We start from the raw sequence: 15,588 nt of genomic DNA, 5'->3' as shown, positions 1-15,588 counted from the left end.
GCGAGTCGGTCAACGTGTCACTCGACCTGCGCGACGGCTTCGACCTCGACGACGGCCTCGGGCGTTGCCAGTCCGCTCACCTCTACCATCGTCGCTACGGGGCGAACGTCGCCGAAGAACTCGCTGTGTGCCTCGCCGACCTGTTCCTGCTCGTCGATGTCGGTGACGTACATACGGGTCTGGACCACGTCCTCGATGGACACATCGAGTTCTGACAGTGCATCCGCAACGATACTGAAGGCGTGTTTCGTCTGTTCGTACGGGTCACCCGGCCCGACGACCTCGCCGTCGTCGTCAGTGGCGATAGTGCCGGCGACGCGGACGGTGTCACCTGCGCGTATCGCCCGCGAGTAACCGACTTGCTGCTCCCAGACAGTACCTGTCGAGGTACGTTCACGGCGCATACTCGACGAACGCTGCGGACCCCAAAAATCGTTTCTCAAGTTTTAATGTCCGGCCCGGGATACTCATTGCCATGAGCAAGGCCACGAAAATCGTCCTCGGAACAATCGGCGTGTCAGCACTGCTGTCTATCGGCATCGTCATCAACCTCGTTCTGCTCTCGGCGTAGATGTTCACCGAGCGTTCACTGACCGGCGAACTGCCGGCAGTACGTGCGGCCTACGCCCCGGAGGCGCTCGTACTGAACTGCGACCGTGACTTCGAGACACTGGACCCTGCAGTCGCCGAGGAACTCCTGCTGGTGACTGACAGCCTCGATCAGATCTCCTACGACGGTGCGTGGCTCCCGACGACGGCCCCGGAAGTGCTACAGGAGTACATCGGCAACGACCTCACCATCGGGATGCCCGGCGACGGCGGTGTCGCCTGGACGCGCCAGACAGTCCCGCCCTGCGTGTTCGTCAAGCCGCGACTGGAGACTTCCCCGGACGACTTCGTCTCGTTTCTCGTCGCCGAGGCGCTGGTCGAGGTCAGTCTCGACGAGCCCGAGCATTTTCTGGGCTTTTTCGCCGAGCAGTACCCGGCGTTCGTGGCCGCCACTGACGACCACCTCGACGCCAACGCCCGGTACCAGCTCGCAGCAGCCCTTTACACGGCGTATCTCGGGCTCCAGACCCGGGCGGAGTTCGCCGGCTGGGCCGACGACTATCCCGACCTGTACGCGGCATGGGACGACGCCGGCGAGCGGCTACAGCCCCGCCTCGAAGACCTCCCGAGCGAGATTGCACAGGGCCAGACAGAGTTCGCCGCGGCCGCCGAACTCGCCTGCAGTGGCATCAAGCACGGACTCGATCTGCCGACGCCGTTTGCCGCACTCGACACTGACGCATATCTGGAGTACGGCGCCGACTACGCCGTCCAGTGGGCCGAGACGACCTTCGAGAAGATGGAGTGACTCAGTTCTGGGGCGGTTCAACGGTGAACGGGAACTCGACGCCGAGTGTGGGAATCCGATATATGAAGTCGCCAGTCACATTAGTCGAGAAGTCCGTCTCGTCAAACTGTTCTCGGCCGCCTGCCGGGATATTGCCTGAAATATCTCGTTCAAGTTCGACCGCATCCACGTCCTCGTGATCGACAACCACTGTATCGACGATGAGGCTGGAGTCTCGGTCGCTCACATTCCGGATATTGTAAGTCAGGTCAAACGACTCGTTCACCCGGATGGTGTTCGGCTTTTCGACCAGTTCGAGCGTAACGTCGCCGTCACCCAGCGGTTCGACGACATCGAATTCAACCGTCTCCGGGTCAGCCGTTGTTCCGTAATTTGTCGCGTTGACCAGTAGTTCGATCGTGTAACTTCCGGTGTCCCACTCACTGGTGTCGAATGCGAACCAGGCTTTGTGTGAAACGAACTCCGACTCGTCCTGAACAACGGCGTCGGAGTCCATCGACGATTGATCGATCTCGATGCCGTCATCATCGCGTATCGTCGCCTGGATAATTGCTGATACAGCTCCCTCTTTGACTGGGAGTTGGTGTTTCATACCGACAATAGCCTCGCCGCCACGGCCAACGCTAGTAATACTCCGTGCCAAATCGGGGTACCGACCCCGTTCTCGGATCAAACCTGCATCAGTGATGACTGCTTTCGGGTCAGGCTCCGATGTCGGCGTCGGTGTCGACGTTTCGGTGGCGGTTTCCGTCTCCGTCGCTGTCGAGTTCGTCTCGCCCTCATCGCTCCCGTCTCCCGTAGCACATCCGGCCAACAGCGTGAGACCGCTCCCCAGGCTGGTAATATAATTTCGTCTATTCATATATTCAAAATAGCTGCTTGCCGGTTAAATTATTTTTCGATAGAAGGATTTAAATTTACATACGGGTATCGATAGCAGTTAGAACTCCAGACAGAGCATAGAAGGCTATCCGTTGTCTCCAGACAGGGGCGAGTTTCCCGCCAGCGTAAACACTCCAATACAGTGTCCTACAACCGCTCCAGCACCGCGTCGGCGTCGTAGTTGAGCGTCAGCTCCCGCGACCGACCGCGACCCTCAACGTTGGTGTAGTCGGCGTCGATGATGTCGAGCTGGTCGAGCTTGTTGATTATCTCGGAGTAGCGGGTGTAGCCCAGGTCTGTCTGCTCTGAGAACGCGTCGTAGATGTCGCCGGCCTGCTGGCCGTCGTGGGCGGCGATGACCTCCACGAGCGCGGTCTCCGAGTCCGACAGCTCCCGCAGCCGGCGGGAGAGATGAACGTATTTGGACTTGTCGTAGGCCTCCTCCACGTCCTCGGTTTCGACCGAGCGGGAGGCGCGCATCTCGGCGTTCATCCCGGCCCGGCGCAGGAGGTCGATGCCAACCCGGAGGTCGCCGCCCTGCTCCTCAGTCAGTTCGGCGACGCGGTCTAACACTGTGGGACCGACGACATCCTCGTTGAACCCTCGCTCGACGCGTTCGCTGAGGATATCCGCGATTTCGGCCTGCCCGTAGGTGTTGAAATACACCTCCTCAGGCCGGAACACTGACTGGACGCGCGTGTCGAGCGCGTCGATGGCATCCAGTTCCATGTCCGAGGAGACGCAGATAACGCCGATTTTCGCGCCGGAGTGGGCCTCGTGGGCGCGCAACAGCGAGTACAGCGTGTCGCTGGCCTCGCTCTCGTAGAACAGGTAGTTCACGTCGTCTAAGGCGACGACGAGCACCTCGTCTTCCTCGACCAGCTTGTCGGTAATCTGTGAGAATAGCTTCTTGAAGGAGATGCCCGAGGACGGCGGCTCGTAGTCGAATATCTCGGCAAAGAGGCGAGAGAAGACGGCATAGCGCGTCGAGTCCATCTGGCAGTTCACCCGGACAGTCTTCACGTCCGTCTGGGCGGTGAGTTCGTCGAAGAGGATCTGGATGGCCGTCGTCTTCCCGGTTCCCGGTGGCCCGCGGGCGATGACGTTGAGTGGGCGCGACCCCCGGACGGCCGGCCGGAGTGCGTACTTCAGCGTCTCCATCTGGGTGTCCCGGTGTTTGAACGTCTCCGGGAGCCAGTCGATCTCGAAGACGTGTTCGTCCCGAAAGACGGACTCGTCCCAGCCGAGCATCCGGTCCTCGGGGTCGTCGCTCATCACTTTCACCGAACTTCGCAGCCCACTTAACCATTTGCCACAGTTTCACGGGCAGTGACAGATACGCGGCGTCTCGGGTCAGTCGCTACTCGAATTTCCCGAGCAGGTCACTGTAGAACCCATCGGAATCGTCGGTTCCGTCGTCGGCGAGCTTCTCGACGATAAGCTCCGGCGTCGAGCGGGCGAGCTTTCCTTTGACAGGGGAGCGCTCGACGCGCAGTTCGCCGTCCTCCAGCCCCTTTGCCTCGATGCCGTCGATACTAATCTCAGTCTCGGCGGCTTCGCGGATGTCGCGCGCGAGGTGAGAGACGAAGATTGCCGTGGCCTGCCGTTCGCCGAGCGCTTCGAGGATGCCGGCCATGATCTTCGCGCTGGCCCCGGGCTCGGTGATCGATTCGAGTTCGTCGACCAGCACCATCACCGGTCGGTCGTCGGTCCCGGCCGCTGGCCCGTCGGTAGCGGCACCGTCATCTGGGTCCGGGTTGCGATGATCGACGTCCGCGACGAGGTCTCCGAACTCCCGGAGGGTGGCCTCGAACGCGCCGGCGTCGAGCGTTCCCTGCGTCTTGGCGTGGTAGTGGAGTTCGGAGATACGACCCACGCGGGCCGCCTCCGCTGGAACGGGCAGACCCATGTGTGCCAGCGTCGTCACCAGCGCCACGAGGTCAAGCGTCGAGGTCTTGCCACCGCTGTTGACCCCCGAGAGGACGGTCACGCCCTCGACGTCGTAATCGACGGGCTCGACGGCTTCGAAGGGGACATCAAGCAGCGGCGAGCGCCCGCCCTCGATGGCGACGCCCTCGGATTCCGTCAGGTCTGGCATCACACAGTCGAAGTCGTCGGCGAAGCGGGCAATCGCCAGCTCTACGTCGAGTTCGAGCGCGGCGTCGACCAGCGATGCGGCGTCCTCGCGCATCTCGGCGAGGTCGTCGGCCAGCTCCCGCTTCCGGCGGGTGGCGCGCTGGTCGCGTGCGGCGGTGAGTTCCTCGCGGAGGCGGGCGACGACGTCCTCACTGTGTTCGACGGGATATGCCGGCTCGTCGGGGAACGCCCGGCGCGCCGTCACCTCCATGTCCCGGAGCGCCAGCGCGTCGACGAGGTGGTCACGAGCCTTCTCGACGGCGGCGGCGTACTCGTCGGCCAGTTCCCGCTGGAGTAGCGAGTCCACGCCAGCGCCGCGTTCGACCAGCGACAGCAGGTCCGTCCCCTCGATGGTCACGTCCTGCTCCTCGATGGCCTCACGGAGGTGGTCGTTGGCGACGCTCTCTGCCGTCGAAACAGCGGCATCGAGGTCGTCGACGGCGGTGGTGAGGCGGTCAAGTTCCTCGTCACCGCTGACGCTCCCGTCCTCGTCGAGTTGGTCGAGCGCCGATAGCAGCGTGTCCAGGTCACACGGCGCGTCGAGGTCGGCGACGCGGTGGACCTCGGCGGCGGCTCGTATCCGGTCGCGGTTGCGGGCGAAGAAGGTGAGCACGCGTTCGGGCACGACGGACTCGGGCTCCTCCAGCGCGTTCGGTTCCACCCGCACGTCACCTTCGATGTCGACGCCGGCGAAGGCCTCGTCCAGCGCGACGACCGTCGAGTACGACCGGGCGAGTTCGGCCAGCTGGCGGGCGTCGTCGACGACCTCGACGCTGACCTCCGGAATCGCGGCCTGCGCGTCGGCGTACCGTTCGGCGTCGCGGGTCGCCAGACACCGGTCCCGGACCCGCACGTCGCCGGGCTCGGAAAGCGGTTCGACGGCCGACAAGGCGTCGAGAACCGCCGCGTCGGGCTCGCGGGTCATCGCCGACTCGGCGAAGGCCCGGACTTCCTCGATGCGGCTGCGGACGCCGCTGGGATAGATTGTCTCCAGCCGCTTCGCGGCGTAGTCGGTCACTGTCCGCTCGGTCAGCAAGGACAGTGCATCCTCGTGGATCTCTCTGGCGCGTTTCGTCGCGGTGAACCCGCCGGGGTCGTCGTGTTCAGCCCGGATCGCGCCGCGAGCGATGCGGGCGGCCCGGCCCTCGCTGATGCCCGGTGCGCGTGCGAGCGACGCCACGTCGCCGTCCCGGAGTGCCGCCTCCGGGTCGTCTAGTTCCCGGAGCGCCGCGGCTGTCTTCGCCCCGACACCCGGAACCGATTCGAGCTCCATCTGCCCGCTCATTCGACGCCAGTGAGAAAAAACCCGTTGCCAGCGGCTCCGGCGGCGACGTGGGCAGTCGGTACTGCTCCGGCCCAGCCAGCCAGACACCGAACGCGAAGGCGTTTTTGCGCTCCGCCGAGAAAGACGGTCCATGTCTGCTGTTTCGGAGAAGTTAGCGGCCGCCCGCGAAGACCTCAAATCGCGAGACGGCGTGCTGATCGCCTTCTCCGGTGGTGTCGATTCGAGCGTCGTCGCCGCGCTGGCGCACGACGCCCTCGGCGACGACGCCATCGCCTGTACCGCCAAATCTGAGACGCTCCCCGCCGCCGAGCTTACCGACGCCACCCGCGTTGCCGAGGAAATTGGCATCCGTCACGAGATCGTGGAGTTCTCCGAGCTCGACAGCGAGGAATTCATGCAAAACGACGACATGCGGTGTTACCACTGCCGGTCGATGCGACTGGGCGCGATGTACGACCGCGCCCGTGAACTTGGCATCGACATCGTGTGTGACGGGACGAACGCCTCCGACACGGGCGAGGGCCACCGCCCCGGCCTGCGCGCCGTCGAGGAACTGGACGCGTACTCCCCGCTGCTGGAACACGACATCGAGAAATCCGAAGTCCGGGAGATCGCCCGCGAATACGACCTCTCCGTGGCCGACAAGCCCTCGATGGCCTGCCTCTCCTCGCGGATTCCGACCGGGCTCGAAGTCACCGAAGAGCGTCTCTCCCGCGTCGAGAAGGCCGAGCGTCTCCTTCGGACGTGGGGCTTCGAACAGTTCCGCGTGCGTGACCACGACGGCCTCGCTCGCATCGAGGTCGGCGAGGAAGAACTCGAAACGGCACTGGACCCCGACTTCGTCCGGACTGCCCGCGACCACATCGAGGACTGTGGCTTCGACCACGTGACGCTCGACCTCCACGGATACGAGACCGGCAGTGTAAGTCCCGAAACAGACGAATCAGCCGAAGAGAAGACTGAGGACGTGGTCAGCAACGTCTTTGACGCCGACTACCCGTCCGTCGACTGAAGTAAGCTCACTCAGTCCAGTAACGTCCGCCAGCCGGTCATCCCTTCGTTGACCAGTTCAGGACCATCGTCTAGTCTGATTTCGTTGGCTGCACAGTTCGGCTGTGAACTCCTAGCCAGCGCCGCATCCGGGTTTCTGTCCGTGAGTTTTGCCAGCAGGACCTTGATCACGCCGCCGTGGGTGACCACCAGTGTTGTCTCGCCGGTGTCGGTTGCCGAAACGGCTCGGTCCCATCCGGATTCGACCCGTCCGCGGAAGGTCGGGATTCCTTCGCCGCCCTCCGGAGCCGCATCGAGCGAGATTACGCTTGCGTCCGGATCGTGGTCGGGAAACTCAGCACGGAGTTCGTCCGCGTACAGACCCTGCATGATACCGAAGCCGCGTTCGCGCCAGTCGGTGTCGAACTCGGGGTCGGGCAAGCTGCCGTAGCCATCATCGGCCACAGCGGCTGTCTCGCGGGTCCGCCGGAGGTCAGAGGCAAAGACACGGTCCACGTCGTAGCGGTCGTCGAGCCACGCGCCGAGCGCCTGTGCCTGCGTCTGTCCCTGCTCTGTGAGTCGGCTCGGTGCCCATCCCTGGATGCGCCCGTCGCGGTTCCAGGTCGTCTCGCCGTGCCGTGCCACGAGTAGTGTCCCCATCCGTTAGGCCTCCTTGCTGCGCCAGCGCGCGACGGCGATGGTCCCCTCATACAGGAGGATGAGGCCGGCGGCGGCGGCGATAGCGGCATTTCTCGGGAGGCTGAACTGGTTCACGAGGCGGAACAGCGTCGGGTCGGGGCTGCCGAGGTAGCCAACGACGATGGCGACGGCCCACACCGGCAGGCGGGCGGCCCGGAACCCGCGCCAGAGTTTGACCGAGCCGTAGTAGTTCTTGTTCGCGTATGCCAGCGCCTCGAACAGGACGATCATCCCGCCGCCAACGAGCATCGGCGTGGCGTTCCCGAGGCCGACAGCCGCCAGCGCCTCAGTCACCGTGGCTGGCAATTGCTCGTAGTAGCCCGTCGGGACCGGCGCGGGGCTGAGGACGTAGCCGGCGATGGCGGCGGTCAGCCATGCGACCGGGCGGCGAGCAGCGAGGTCGTCGGCCGTCGGGACCGGCGACGTGCTGCCCGTCCAGCGAAGGAGCAGCAGGGTTCCCTCGAACAGGCCAATCATCGTCACGGCGACCATGAGCGGGGCCATCCCGGTTGGGTCCGGGCTGAACAGGAACGCCACGGCAGCGAAGCCACCCCAGAAGTACAGCCGGCGGTCCTGCAGCCACTGGCGGGTCGTCAGACCCATCATCACCGCGAGCATCACGAACAGCGGAATCTGGAAGATGAGCGCGAACAGCCCGAGCATCAGGATGATGAGGTTGAACGTCTCACTCAGGCCGAACGCGAGGTCGGCCGCGCGGTCGGAGTAAGTGATGAAGTAATCGAACATCGCCCGCAGCACGGCGAAGTACGCGAAGCCGACGCCGGCAGCGGCGAGCACAAGGCTCGTCGGAACCGCTGCGAGGTAGTAGCGTCGCTCGCGAGGGTACAGCCCCGGTCGCATGAACAGGTACGTCTGGTAGACAAACACCGGTAAGGCGGCGATAAAGCCGACCAACGAGGACACTTTTAGTCGCGCCAGAATGAGCGCGAGCGGATTGTACACGTTCGGACAGTCAGCACCCTCGACGACGTTGCCCTCGGCTCCCGTGGCGACCTGCCCGCAGGCCTCAGCCGGCCCGTCGAGGAACGAGTACCACAGGAAGTTGATGAGTTCGTCGGAGTACGGCAGGGCGATGACGGCGACGACGGCCATCACGCCGACGACGACGAACAGCCGCATCGCCATCTCCTCGACGTGGTCGGCCAGCGGCATCTCCTCGTCGTCGGGTGCGCCTTCGTCGACGATGTCGGCGTCCGGGTCGTAGCTAGACGGGGCCGACCCACCCCCGTGCGTCGGCGTGGCACTGCCGCCAGCACCGGCCGGCGAGGGCGTCGACTTGCCCCAGTCGGTCGGTACGTCCGCCGGGACAGCGGCAGCGATGTCCGACGCGTCCCGGTCGAACAGCCCGGCGCTGGATTCGGATTCGGTCGGCGCAGCGTGAGAACCGACAGTGTCCTCGTTACCGCCGGCTGGCGCAGGGCCCGGACCGGATACCTCGTCCGTCCCCCGATTGGCATCGGCTTCGGCCACCGGGTCGGTGGGCATCGACGAATCGTCGGACTCGTCGTCGGACGGCAGTGGCGACTCTTCGGACCCGCGCCGCTCGTCATCTGCGTCACCGTCCTCCATCTGTCCCGGGCTTAGACGGTGGGTGTTGTAAACTTTCTTTTCGAGCAGTGGCTGTCACCGGGATGAATAAATTGATAACGCCCACTGGGCTAGGCACAGAGAAGATGGCGAGTGCTATCGACGAGGACACCGTCCAGACGGTTCAGAGCGGGCGCGCGACGCTCGGCGCGATGCTCCGCTCGGCGCAGGTGCACCTCCAGAAGGTGTTCATCGTCTTCGTCATCGGGATGATCGGCACGATCATGGGACTGCAGTACGGCGTCTGGGACAGGCTACGTGCCGATCTCCTGTACTCGCAGATGGACCTCACCACGCAGGAGGCCACGAGTATCGTCGCGGTCACCCCCTTCGACGTCATCCTCTTGCAGGTGAAAATCGGGGCCGTCATCGGGATTCTCATGTCGCTGCCGCTGTTGATCTACTTCGGCCGCGACGGGCTCCGCCAGCGCGGCTGGTGGCCGGCCGAACACATCCCGGCCTGGAAGGGCGCGCTGTTCGTTATCATAAGCCTGAGCCTGTTTTTCGGCGGCGTCGCCTACGCCTACGAACTGTTCTTCCCGCTGATGTTCGACTTCCTCGCCGGCGACGCGTTCAAGGCCGGCTTCACGCCCCAGTACTCCATCGTCAAGTGGTTCCAGTTCGTCTTCCTGCTGGCCGTCTCCTTCGGGCTCGCCGCCCAGCTGCCCCTCGTGATGACGGTGCTTTCTTACACTGAGATCGTCCCCTACGAGACGTTCCGGGATAAGTGGCGCTACGCGGTGATGGGGATCTTCGGCTTCGGTGCGCTGTTCTCGCCGCCGGACCCCTTCACCCAGATTATGTGGGCCGCGCCGCTGTGTGGCCTCTATGGCATCAGCCTCGCGCTGGCGAAACTCGCGATGCTAGTCCGCCGCTCCGGTGACCTCGTCAGTACCAGTACCGTCGCCCGCGGGCACTGGAACACGATCCTCGGCGGCGCGGTACTGGGCGGCGGCGTAGTGTACTACTTCCTGGCGACGCCGGCGTTCCAGTACATCCAGCGCTTCGCCGAGGTGTTCCCCTCCGACCGGCTCACCGGCGACATCCAGCCCCCGGCGGTGTTCGGACTGCCCGTCGAAACCACGGCGCTGCTCATCGCCGCCGTATTCGGTTTCATCGGCGCTGTCGTCGTCCTCTACTACCACGTCCTGACCGCGCTCTCGGAGAAGGCCGGCCCCGGGCAGGTCGGCGACCCGACGGCCATCGACATCGACGAACTCAACGCCTCGGCTGTCGAGGTCGCACCGCCGGAAGTGTTCGAGGAGATGACCGAGGACGAGGCGCTCGCCCACGCCGACCGCGCCCTTGCAGGCGACAACAAGGAGAAGGCGCAGGCGGTCCTCGACCGCTGGGACATGGCCCACGAGGACGACGCGGAGGGCGAGAGTGACGCCGCAGAGGGAGCGGACGGGACCGCCGAAGCGGACGAGGAGGACGCGGGCGTGTTCACCTCGACGACCGCCGGCATGGTCGACGCCTTCACCGAGGACGAGACCACCGAGGACGAGATCGGCGGCTACTACTACGACATCCAGTTCATCCTCAGCGCGCTGGCCTCCCGGGCGTTCGTGATTCTGGGCATCTTCGGCGCGGTGCTGGCCGCCGCGTTCCTGTTCCTCTACCAGGGCGGCATCGGGTCGATACAGCGGACGTTCGTCAGCCGGCTCCCGCCGGAGATGGCCGCCGACGTGAGCATCGTCACGCTCCACCCCGTCGAGCACCTGGTGTTCATCGTCAAGTTCTCGACGATACTCGGGGCCGTCTCGGTCATCCCCGTGGTGCTGTACTTCGCGTGGCCGGCGATGCGCGAGCGCGGTCTCGTCATCGGGAACCGCAACATTCTGGGCGTCTGGGGGATGACGCTGTTCGGCGCGCTCATTGGCGGGAGCCTGCTCGGGTTCCTCTACGTGGCCCCGATGACCATCTCCTGGATCGCCTACGACCAGTTGAACTCGAATATGGTTATCGCCTACCGGGTGAGCAACTTCGGCTGGCTCGTGTTCTTCCTCACCATCGGGATCGGCCTGCTGGCGGAGATTCCGGTGACGATGTTCCTGTTCCACAAGGGCGGCATCATCCCGTTCCGGCTGATGTACGAGCGCTGGCGGGAGGTCGTCATCGCCATCGTCGCCCTCTCAGCGATTCTCTCGCCAAGCGGCATCTTCACGATGTTCATCGTCGGCATCCCGACGGCACTCGCGTACATGCTCGGCCTCGGCATCCTCTGGGTGTACACGCTCGGCGGCCGGCGGACGACAGAGCGCCGGGGCGAGCCGGCCGACTGACCGCAGCCACGGACGCTTGGAATCTTACTCGGCGATGATTAACCGCTGTCGTTGCAATCATCGGATATACAGGGATACCCATATCGACCGGTAACAGCGCTAGCACGACGAACACGGCCTCCGAGCCCGACCGCCAGCGAGAGACTCCCAAGCGCTATTTGCCGCTCCAATCCCCATATATATTCCACAACAGAAGCTCCAAAACAAAACGGCTCAGATAGTTATCTCAGGGTATACCGTCTGTGTAGTACGGACAGTCGTGGAATCGCAGTTCATATACTTACTCCGATATATTCTCCAGATATGCCCAAGATAAGCGTCGAAGTCCCGGCCGAACTGCTGAACGACATCGACAAACACGTCGGTGAAGACGGGAAGTTCGTCAACCGGAGCGAGGCTATCCGCGCTTCGGTGCGGAAGACGCTTGACATGCTCGACGACATCGATGAACGGCAGGGACGACTCGACGATGAGCAGTGAGCGGTCGGAGGCGGTGCGCGTCGGCCTCGTCGCGCTGTTCGTGACAGCGCTGGTCACCTCGCAAGTGACCGCCTCGAAGCTGCTCGCGTTCTCGCTGCCGTTCTCGCTCCCGCTCGCCGGGTCGACACTCGTGCTGCCCGGAGCCGCGCTGGCGTACGCGCTGACGTTCTTCGCATCCGATTGCTACGCCGAACTGTACGGCCGGCGGGCCGCAACAGTCGTCGTCAACGTCGGCTTCGCGATGAACTTCGTCCTGCTGGCGCTGATATGGAGCACGATTTTCGCGCCCGGACTCCCACAGGCGGCCCAGCCGGTCGACCTCGCGGCCTTCCAGAACGTCCTCGGGGCCAGTACGGCCATCGTCGTCGCCAGCCTGTCGGCCTACGTCGTGAGTCAGAACTGGGACGTGTTCGTCTTCCACTGGCTCAGGGACCGAACGGACGGCAAGAAGCTCTGGCTCCGCAACATCGGCTCGACGGCTACCAGCCAGCTCCTCGATACGGTCATTTTCGTCGGCGTCGGCTTCGTCCTGTTTCAGGGCGTCCCGCCGACCGAGGCGCTGGCACTCATCGTGGGCCAGTACCTGCTAAAGCTCGCTATCGCCGTCCTCGACACGCCCTTTGTCTACGCTGTCGTTGGCTTCGCCCGGCGAAACAACGTCGTTACGGCCCCGGCGAGCGCCGACTGAAGGGCGACTGCCAACGGCCTATACTGTCGGCCGTAACTATTGCAGGATTCGCCACTCCAGAATGGCGGCAGTCTTCACAGACGTGCAGCCGACAGTATTACTCGACCGGTTCGGCGAACGCGTACCGGGGCTTCACGTCGTCGACGCGGACTTCGACGGTCTCACCCGCTTCGACCCCGCTGACGAACACAGTGAAGTTCTCGACCTTGGCGATGCCGTCGCCCTCCTCGCCGATATCATCGATAGTGACCTCGACGATGTCACCCTCGCGGACCGGGCCGGTCAGGCGGTGTTTCGCGACCAGATACAGCTCCGAGGAGGAGTCCCGCGAAGCGTCGGGGCGGACCTCGCGGACGTACTCGAACTCCGGTTCGATATCGGCGATGAGGTCGTCGAGGTCCTGTCCGTCGAACACCTTCGCACAGAAATCCCCGCCCGCGTCGAGCAGATCCGTCGCCACCTCGAAGGCCTGCCGGACCAGATGGACCGACCGGGCGTGGTCGAGGTCGTACTGGCCGGTCATGTTCGGAGCCATATCGGAGATGACAACGTCAACCGGGCCACCGGTGCCGTCGCTCTCCCCAACTATTTCACGGATTTCGTCTTTCGTGCTGTCCTCGGTCATATCGCCGCGGACGTACTCGACGGTCGGTTCGGGGTCGTCCAGATCGTCGATAGTCTGGCGGTCGACACCGACCAGCGTGCCTCGCTCGCCGATTCGCTCGGCCGCGACCTGCATCCAGCCGCCGGGCGCAGCCCCGAGGTCGACGACGGTCCGCCCCTCACCGAGGAGGCCGGCCGTGTCATCTAGCTGCTGGAGTTTATACGCTGACCGCGCGCGATACCCCTCTTGTTTCGCTCTGTTGTAATAGTCGTCTTTGCCCGACATGGTTACCACACACCGTATGCGTCTCGATCGCCGAAATATGGCGAAATCGCAGTCATGGTACCACGGAAGCGGTCAGCGCTCAAATGGATGCCGACTCGAAGTTCCGGCCACCACTGCGCGACGGCCGCTGTCAGTTGTTCCGAAGCAGACCGGAATATCGGCAGTTTCCGGGAGTACATTACCACCGACCCGAACACGTTCAGTGTCGTTCTTGCCGAGTAGGAACGCGTCTCAGCGGCTGAGATTGTCCGGTCCAGTATATACAGGTCACGTGCCGAGTCCTATCTGTAGGACGTGACCTTCCGATGTCAACCATTCCAACGGCGACGCGGAGGCGGGTGTTAGAGGCCCTGGGCGTCGGCACGGCAGCGCTTGCGGGCTGTGCCAGCGCACCGGGCGCAGACAGGCAATCGACCGAAGCGGAGACGACCCCACAGGAGCCAGCTATGAACGCCGCACAGCAGACCGACGTCGACCGTATCGCCGCAGACCCGACCGCAATCCCGGACCCCATCGACCGGTCGGAGCCAAAGACCGTGTCGGTGGAGATGACCACCAAAGAGCAGGTCGCAGAGATCGAGCCGGGCGTCACCTACACCTACATGACATTCGGCGACCAGATTCCCGGCCCGATGATCCGGGTCCGCCGGGGCGACACCGTCGAACTCACCATCACGAACGAGGAGGGGAACTCGATGCCCCACAACATCGACCTCCACGCCGTCCGCGGCCCCGGTGGCGGTGCTGAGGCGTCGATGGTCACGCCCGGCCAGACCAAGACGTTCCGGTTCAAGGCCACCTACCCCGGCGCGTTCATCTACCACTGTGCCGTCCCGAACCTCGACATGCACATCTCCTCGGGGATGTTCGGGATGATACTCGTCGAGCCAAAAGACGGGCTCCCCGACGTGGACCACGAGTTCTACTTCGGCCAGCACGAGCTGTACACCACCGGCGACGCCGGCGAGAAGGGGCACCACGACTTCGACATGGAAGCGATGGCGGCCGAAGACCCGACCTACGTCCTGATGAACGGCGAGAAGTACGCCATCACGCCGGACGTCCACGGCTCGCCGAGCATGTCGGTCGGCGACACCGCCCGCGTGTACTTCGTGGCCGGCGGCCCGAACCTCGATTCGAGCTTCCACCCCATCGGCTCCGTCTGGGACGAGGTCTGGCAGCAGGGCTCTATCGCCGGGCCGCCGAACAAGTTCGTCCAGACGACGCCGGTCAAGCCAGGGTCCTGTGCCATCGCGACGCTTCACGCCGAGGTGCCCGGCCCGATCAAGCTGGTCGACCACGCACTCTCCCGGGTCGCCCGCAAGGGCATGATGGCAGTCATCAACCGCGAGGGGTCGGCAAACCCCGACGTGTTCCAACCGGAGGCCTGACCGCGCCGCCGGAGTGACCGAGCGTCGCCCGCTTGGTCCCGATTTCTCGGTAGACGGTACTAGTCGTCCTCACCGACGCCACCCGCGGTCGCTCGCGCGCACGCGGTTTCAATGAGGGACTTTTTAATGGATGGGGGCATACTTCGGTTCAAGATGTTCAACGCCATCGTGAGCGCAGACACGCTCCAGGCGACTCTCGACTCTGTGAGCGTGCTGGTGGACGAGTGCAAGATCCACCTCGAAGAAGACGGGCTGGAAATCCGGGCAGTCGACCCGGCAAACGTTGGAATGGTCGACCTGCGGCTCGACGCGGCGGCGTTCGAGTCCTACGAGACTGACGGTGGACTCATCGGCGTCAACCTCTCCCGCCTCGAAGACATCGCTGGCATGGCCGACGCCGGCCAGCTCGTCCATCTCGATCTGGACGAGGAGACGCGGAAGCTCCACATCTCTATCGACGGTCTCGAATACACCCTCGCGCTGATCGACCCCGACTCCATCCGACAGGAGCCTGACCTCCCGGACCTGGACCTCTCGGCGAACATCGTCATCGAGGGGAAAGACATCGACCGGTCGGTCACCGCCGCGGACATGGTCAGCGACCACATCGCGCTGGGCGTCGACGCGACCGAGGAGCTGTTCTACGTCGACGCCGAGGGCGACACCGACGACGTTCACCTCGAACTCACCCGCGACGACCTCATCGACCTCACCCCCGGAGACGCCCACTCGCTGTTCTCGCTGGATTACCTGAAGAACATGAACAAGGCCATCCCCAAAGACGCCGAGGTCGAGATGGAACTCGGCGAGGAGTTCCCGGTCAAGATGCACTTCAGCTTCGCCGAGGGACAGGGCCGGGTCACCTACATGCTCGCGCCGCGCATCCAGAGCGAATAAC

General features: G+C 64.1%; 15 protein-coding genes. 8 read left to right on the top strand and 7 right to left on the bottom strand.

Annotation, left to right across the window (positions count from 1 at the left end; translation table 11 throughout):
* Positions 1–17 precede the first annotated feature (17 nt).
* Positions 18–404, bottom strand: coding sequence for a RidA family protein (locus C437_RS06135; protein ID WP_004516041.1), 387 nt, complete (start codon positions 402–404; stop codon positions 18–20).
* 71 nt (positions 405–475) lie between these two features.
* Here C437_RS06135 and C437_RS21275 point away from each other — a divergent pair, with 71 nt between their 5' ends.
* Together C437_RS21275 and C437_RS06130 are read left to right on the top strand one after the other, a co-directional pair.
* Positions 476–571: a hypothetical protein gene (locus tag C437_RS21275; RefSeq protein ID WP_004516040.1), complete on the top strand. Its 96-nt coding sequence runs from the start codon at positions 476–478 to the stop codon at positions 569–571.
* Positions 572–1,357, top strand: a complete 786-nt coding sequence (locus C437_RS06130) for a DUF7089 family protein (RefSeq protein ID WP_004516039.1) — start codon at positions 572–574, stop codon at positions 1,355–1,357.
* Between the two features lies 1 nt (position 1,358).
* Here the strand turns inward: C437_RS06130 and C437_RS06125 are convergent, their stop codons facing one another.
* From C437_RS06125 to C437_RS06115, 3 genes are all read right to left on the bottom strand, one after another.
* Positions 1,359–2,219 carry a hypothetical protein gene (locus C437_RS06125; RefSeq protein ID WP_004516038.1) on the bottom strand — a complete coding sequence of 287 codons (861 nt, stop codon included), beginning with the start codon at positions 2,217–2,219 and terminating at the stop codon, positions 1,359–1,361.
* 167 nt (positions 2,220–2,386) lie between these two features.
* Positions 2,387–3,514, bottom strand: coding sequence for an ORC1-type DNA replication protein (locus C437_RS06120; protein ID WP_004516037.1), 1,128 nt, complete (start codon positions 3,512–3,514; stop codon positions 2,387–2,389).
* A gap of 85 nt (positions 3,515–3,599) precedes the next feature.
* On the bottom strand, positions 3,600–5,648 hold the full coding sequence (locus C437_RS06115; protein ID WP_004516036.1) for a helix-hairpin-helix domain-containing protein: 2,049 nt from the start codon (positions 5,646–5,648) through the stop codon (positions 3,600–3,602).
* A gap of 142 nt (positions 5,649–5,790) precedes the next feature.
* Here C437_RS06115 and larE point away from each other — a divergent pair, with 142 nt between their 5' ends.
* Positions 5,791–6,672, top strand: a complete 882-nt coding sequence (larE, locus tag C437_RS06110) for an ATP-dependent sacrificial sulfur transferase LarE (RefSeq protein ID WP_004516035.1) — start codon at positions 5,791–5,793, stop codon at positions 6,670–6,672.
* Between the two features lie 11 nt (positions 6,673–6,683).
* Here larE and C437_RS06105 read toward each other — a convergent pair whose 3' ends face one another.
* A complete protein-coding gene (locus tag C437_RS06105) occupies positions 6,684–7,310 on the bottom strand; it encodes a histidine phosphatase family protein (protein ID WP_004516034.1) in 627 nt (208 codons plus the stop codon).
* A gap of 3 nt (positions 7,311–7,313) precedes the next feature.
* Positions 7,314–8,939, bottom strand: a complete 1,626-nt coding sequence (locus tag C437_RS06100) for a twin-arginine translocase subunit TatC (protein ID WP_004516033.1) — start codon at positions 8,937–8,939, stop codon at positions 7,314–7,316.
* Positions 8,940–9,043: 104 nt separating this feature from the next.
* Here C437_RS06100 and C437_RS06095 point away from each other — a divergent pair, with 104 nt between their 5' ends.
* From C437_RS06095 to C437_RS06085, 3 genes are all read left to right on the top strand, one after another.
* Complete coding sequence (locus tag C437_RS06095; protein ID WP_004516032.1) at positions 9,044–11,242, top strand: twin-arginine translocase subunit TatC; 2,199 nt, start codon at positions 9,044–9,046, stop codon at positions 11,240–11,242.
* A gap of 303 nt (positions 11,243–11,545) precedes the next feature.
* Positions 11,546–11,722 (top strand): ribbon-helix-helix domain-containing protein, encoded by a 177-nt coding sequence (locus tag C437_RS06090; RefSeq protein WP_004516031.1) that lies wholly within the window; start codon positions 11,546–11,548, stop codon positions 11,720–11,722.
* Positions 11,712–12,410 (top strand): queuosine precursor transporter, encoded by a 699-nt coding sequence (locus C437_RS06085; protein WP_004516030.1) that lies wholly within the window; start codon positions 11,712–11,714, stop codon positions 12,408–12,410. The genes C437_RS06090 and C437_RS06085 overlap by 11 nt, the downstream gene beginning before the upstream one ends.
* 97 nt (positions 12,411–12,507) lie before the next feature.
* Here the strand turns inward: C437_RS06085 and C437_RS06080 are convergent, their stop codons facing one another.
* The gene (locus tag C437_RS06080) at positions 12,508–13,299 is read right to left on the bottom strand and encodes a 23S rRNA (uridine(2552)-2'-O)-methyltransferase (protein WP_004516029.1); all 792 of its coding nucleotides are present in this window, start codon (positions 13,297–13,299) and stop codon (positions 12,508–12,510) included.
* A 305-nt stretch (positions 13,300–13,604) separates the two neighbouring features.
* On the opposite strand from C437_RS06080, the gene nirK reads away from it, so the two are divergent.
* Together nirK and C437_RS06070 are read left to right on the top strand one after the other, a co-directional pair.
* On the top strand, positions 13,605–14,690 hold the full coding sequence (nirK, locus tag C437_RS06075) for a copper-containing nitrite reductase (protein WP_004516028.1): 1,086 nt from the start codon (positions 13,605–13,607) through the stop codon (positions 14,688–14,690).
* 153 nt (positions 14,691–14,843) lie between these two features.
* Entirely contained in the window at positions 14,844–15,587 is a 744-nt protein-coding gene (locus C437_RS06070; RefSeq protein ID WP_004516027.1) for a DNA polymerase sliding clamp, read from the top strand.
* Position 15,588 lies beyond the last annotated feature (1 nt).

This window comes from Haloarcula vallismortis ATCC 29715 (genome assembly GCF_000337775.1).
In the GTDB taxonomy this organism is placed as follows: Archaea; Halobacteriota; Halobacteria; order Halobacteriales; family Haloarculaceae; genus Haloarcula; species Haloarcula vallismortis.
Note: the sequence above shows the minus strand (reverse complement) of the source record. Positions and strands in the feature narration are given on the sequence as shown.

Coding starts and splice junctions, on each gene's coding strand:
- C437_RS06070 (WP_004516027.1), top strand. CDS start 14,844: ATGTTCAACGCCATCGTGAGCGCAGACACGCTCCAGGCGACTCTCGAC.
- C437_RS06135 (WP_004516041.1), bottom strand. CDS start 404: ATGCGCCGTGAACGTACCTCGACAGGTACTGTCTGGGAGCAGCAAGTC.
- nirK (WP_004516028.1), top strand. CDS start 13,605: ATGTCAACCATTCCAACGGCGACGCGGAGGCGGGTGTTAGAGGCCCTG.
- C437_RS06090 (WP_004516031.1), top strand. CDS start 11,546: ATGCCCAAGATAAGCGTCGAAGTCCCGGCCGAACTGCTGAACGACATC.
- C437_RS06120 (WP_004516037.1), bottom strand. CDS start 3,514: ATGAGCGACGACCCCGAGGACCGGATGCTCGGCTGGGACGAGTCCGTC.
- C437_RS06115 (WP_004516036.1), bottom strand. CDS start 5,648: ATGGAGCTCGAATCGGTTCCGGGTGTCGGGGCGAAGACAGCCGCGGCG.
- C437_RS06130 (WP_004516039.1), top strand. CDS start 572: ATGTTCACCGAGCGTTCACTGACCGGCGAACTGCCGGCAGTACGTGCG.
- C437_RS06125 (WP_004516038.1), bottom strand. CDS start 2,219: ATGAATAGACGAAATTATATTACCAGCCTGGGGAGCGGTCTCACGCTG.
- C437_RS06105 (WP_004516034.1), bottom strand. CDS start 7,310: ATGGGGACACTACTCGTGGCACGGCACGGCGAGACGACCTGGAACCGC.
- C437_RS06085 (WP_004516030.1), top strand. CDS start 11,712: ATGAGCAGTGAGCGGTCGGAGGCGGTGCGCGTCGGCCTCGTCGCGCTG.
- C437_RS06095 (WP_004516032.1), top strand. CDS start 9,044: ATGGCGAGTGCTATCGACGAGGACACCGTCCAGACGGTTCAGAGCGGG.
- C437_RS21275 (WP_004516040.1), top strand. CDS start 476: ATGAGCAAGGCCACGAAAATCGTCCTCGGAACAATCGGCGTGTCAGCA.
- C437_RS06100 (WP_004516033.1), bottom strand. CDS start 8,939: ATGGAGGACGGTGACGCAGATGACGAGCGGCGCGGGTCCGAAGAGTCG.
- C437_RS06080 (WP_004516029.1), bottom strand. CDS start 13,299: ATGTCGGGCAAAGACGACTATTACAACAGAGCGAAACAAGAGGGGTAT.
- larE (WP_004516035.1), top strand. CDS start 5,791: ATGTCTGCTGTTTCGGAGAAGTTAGCGGCCGCCCGCGAAGACCTCAAA.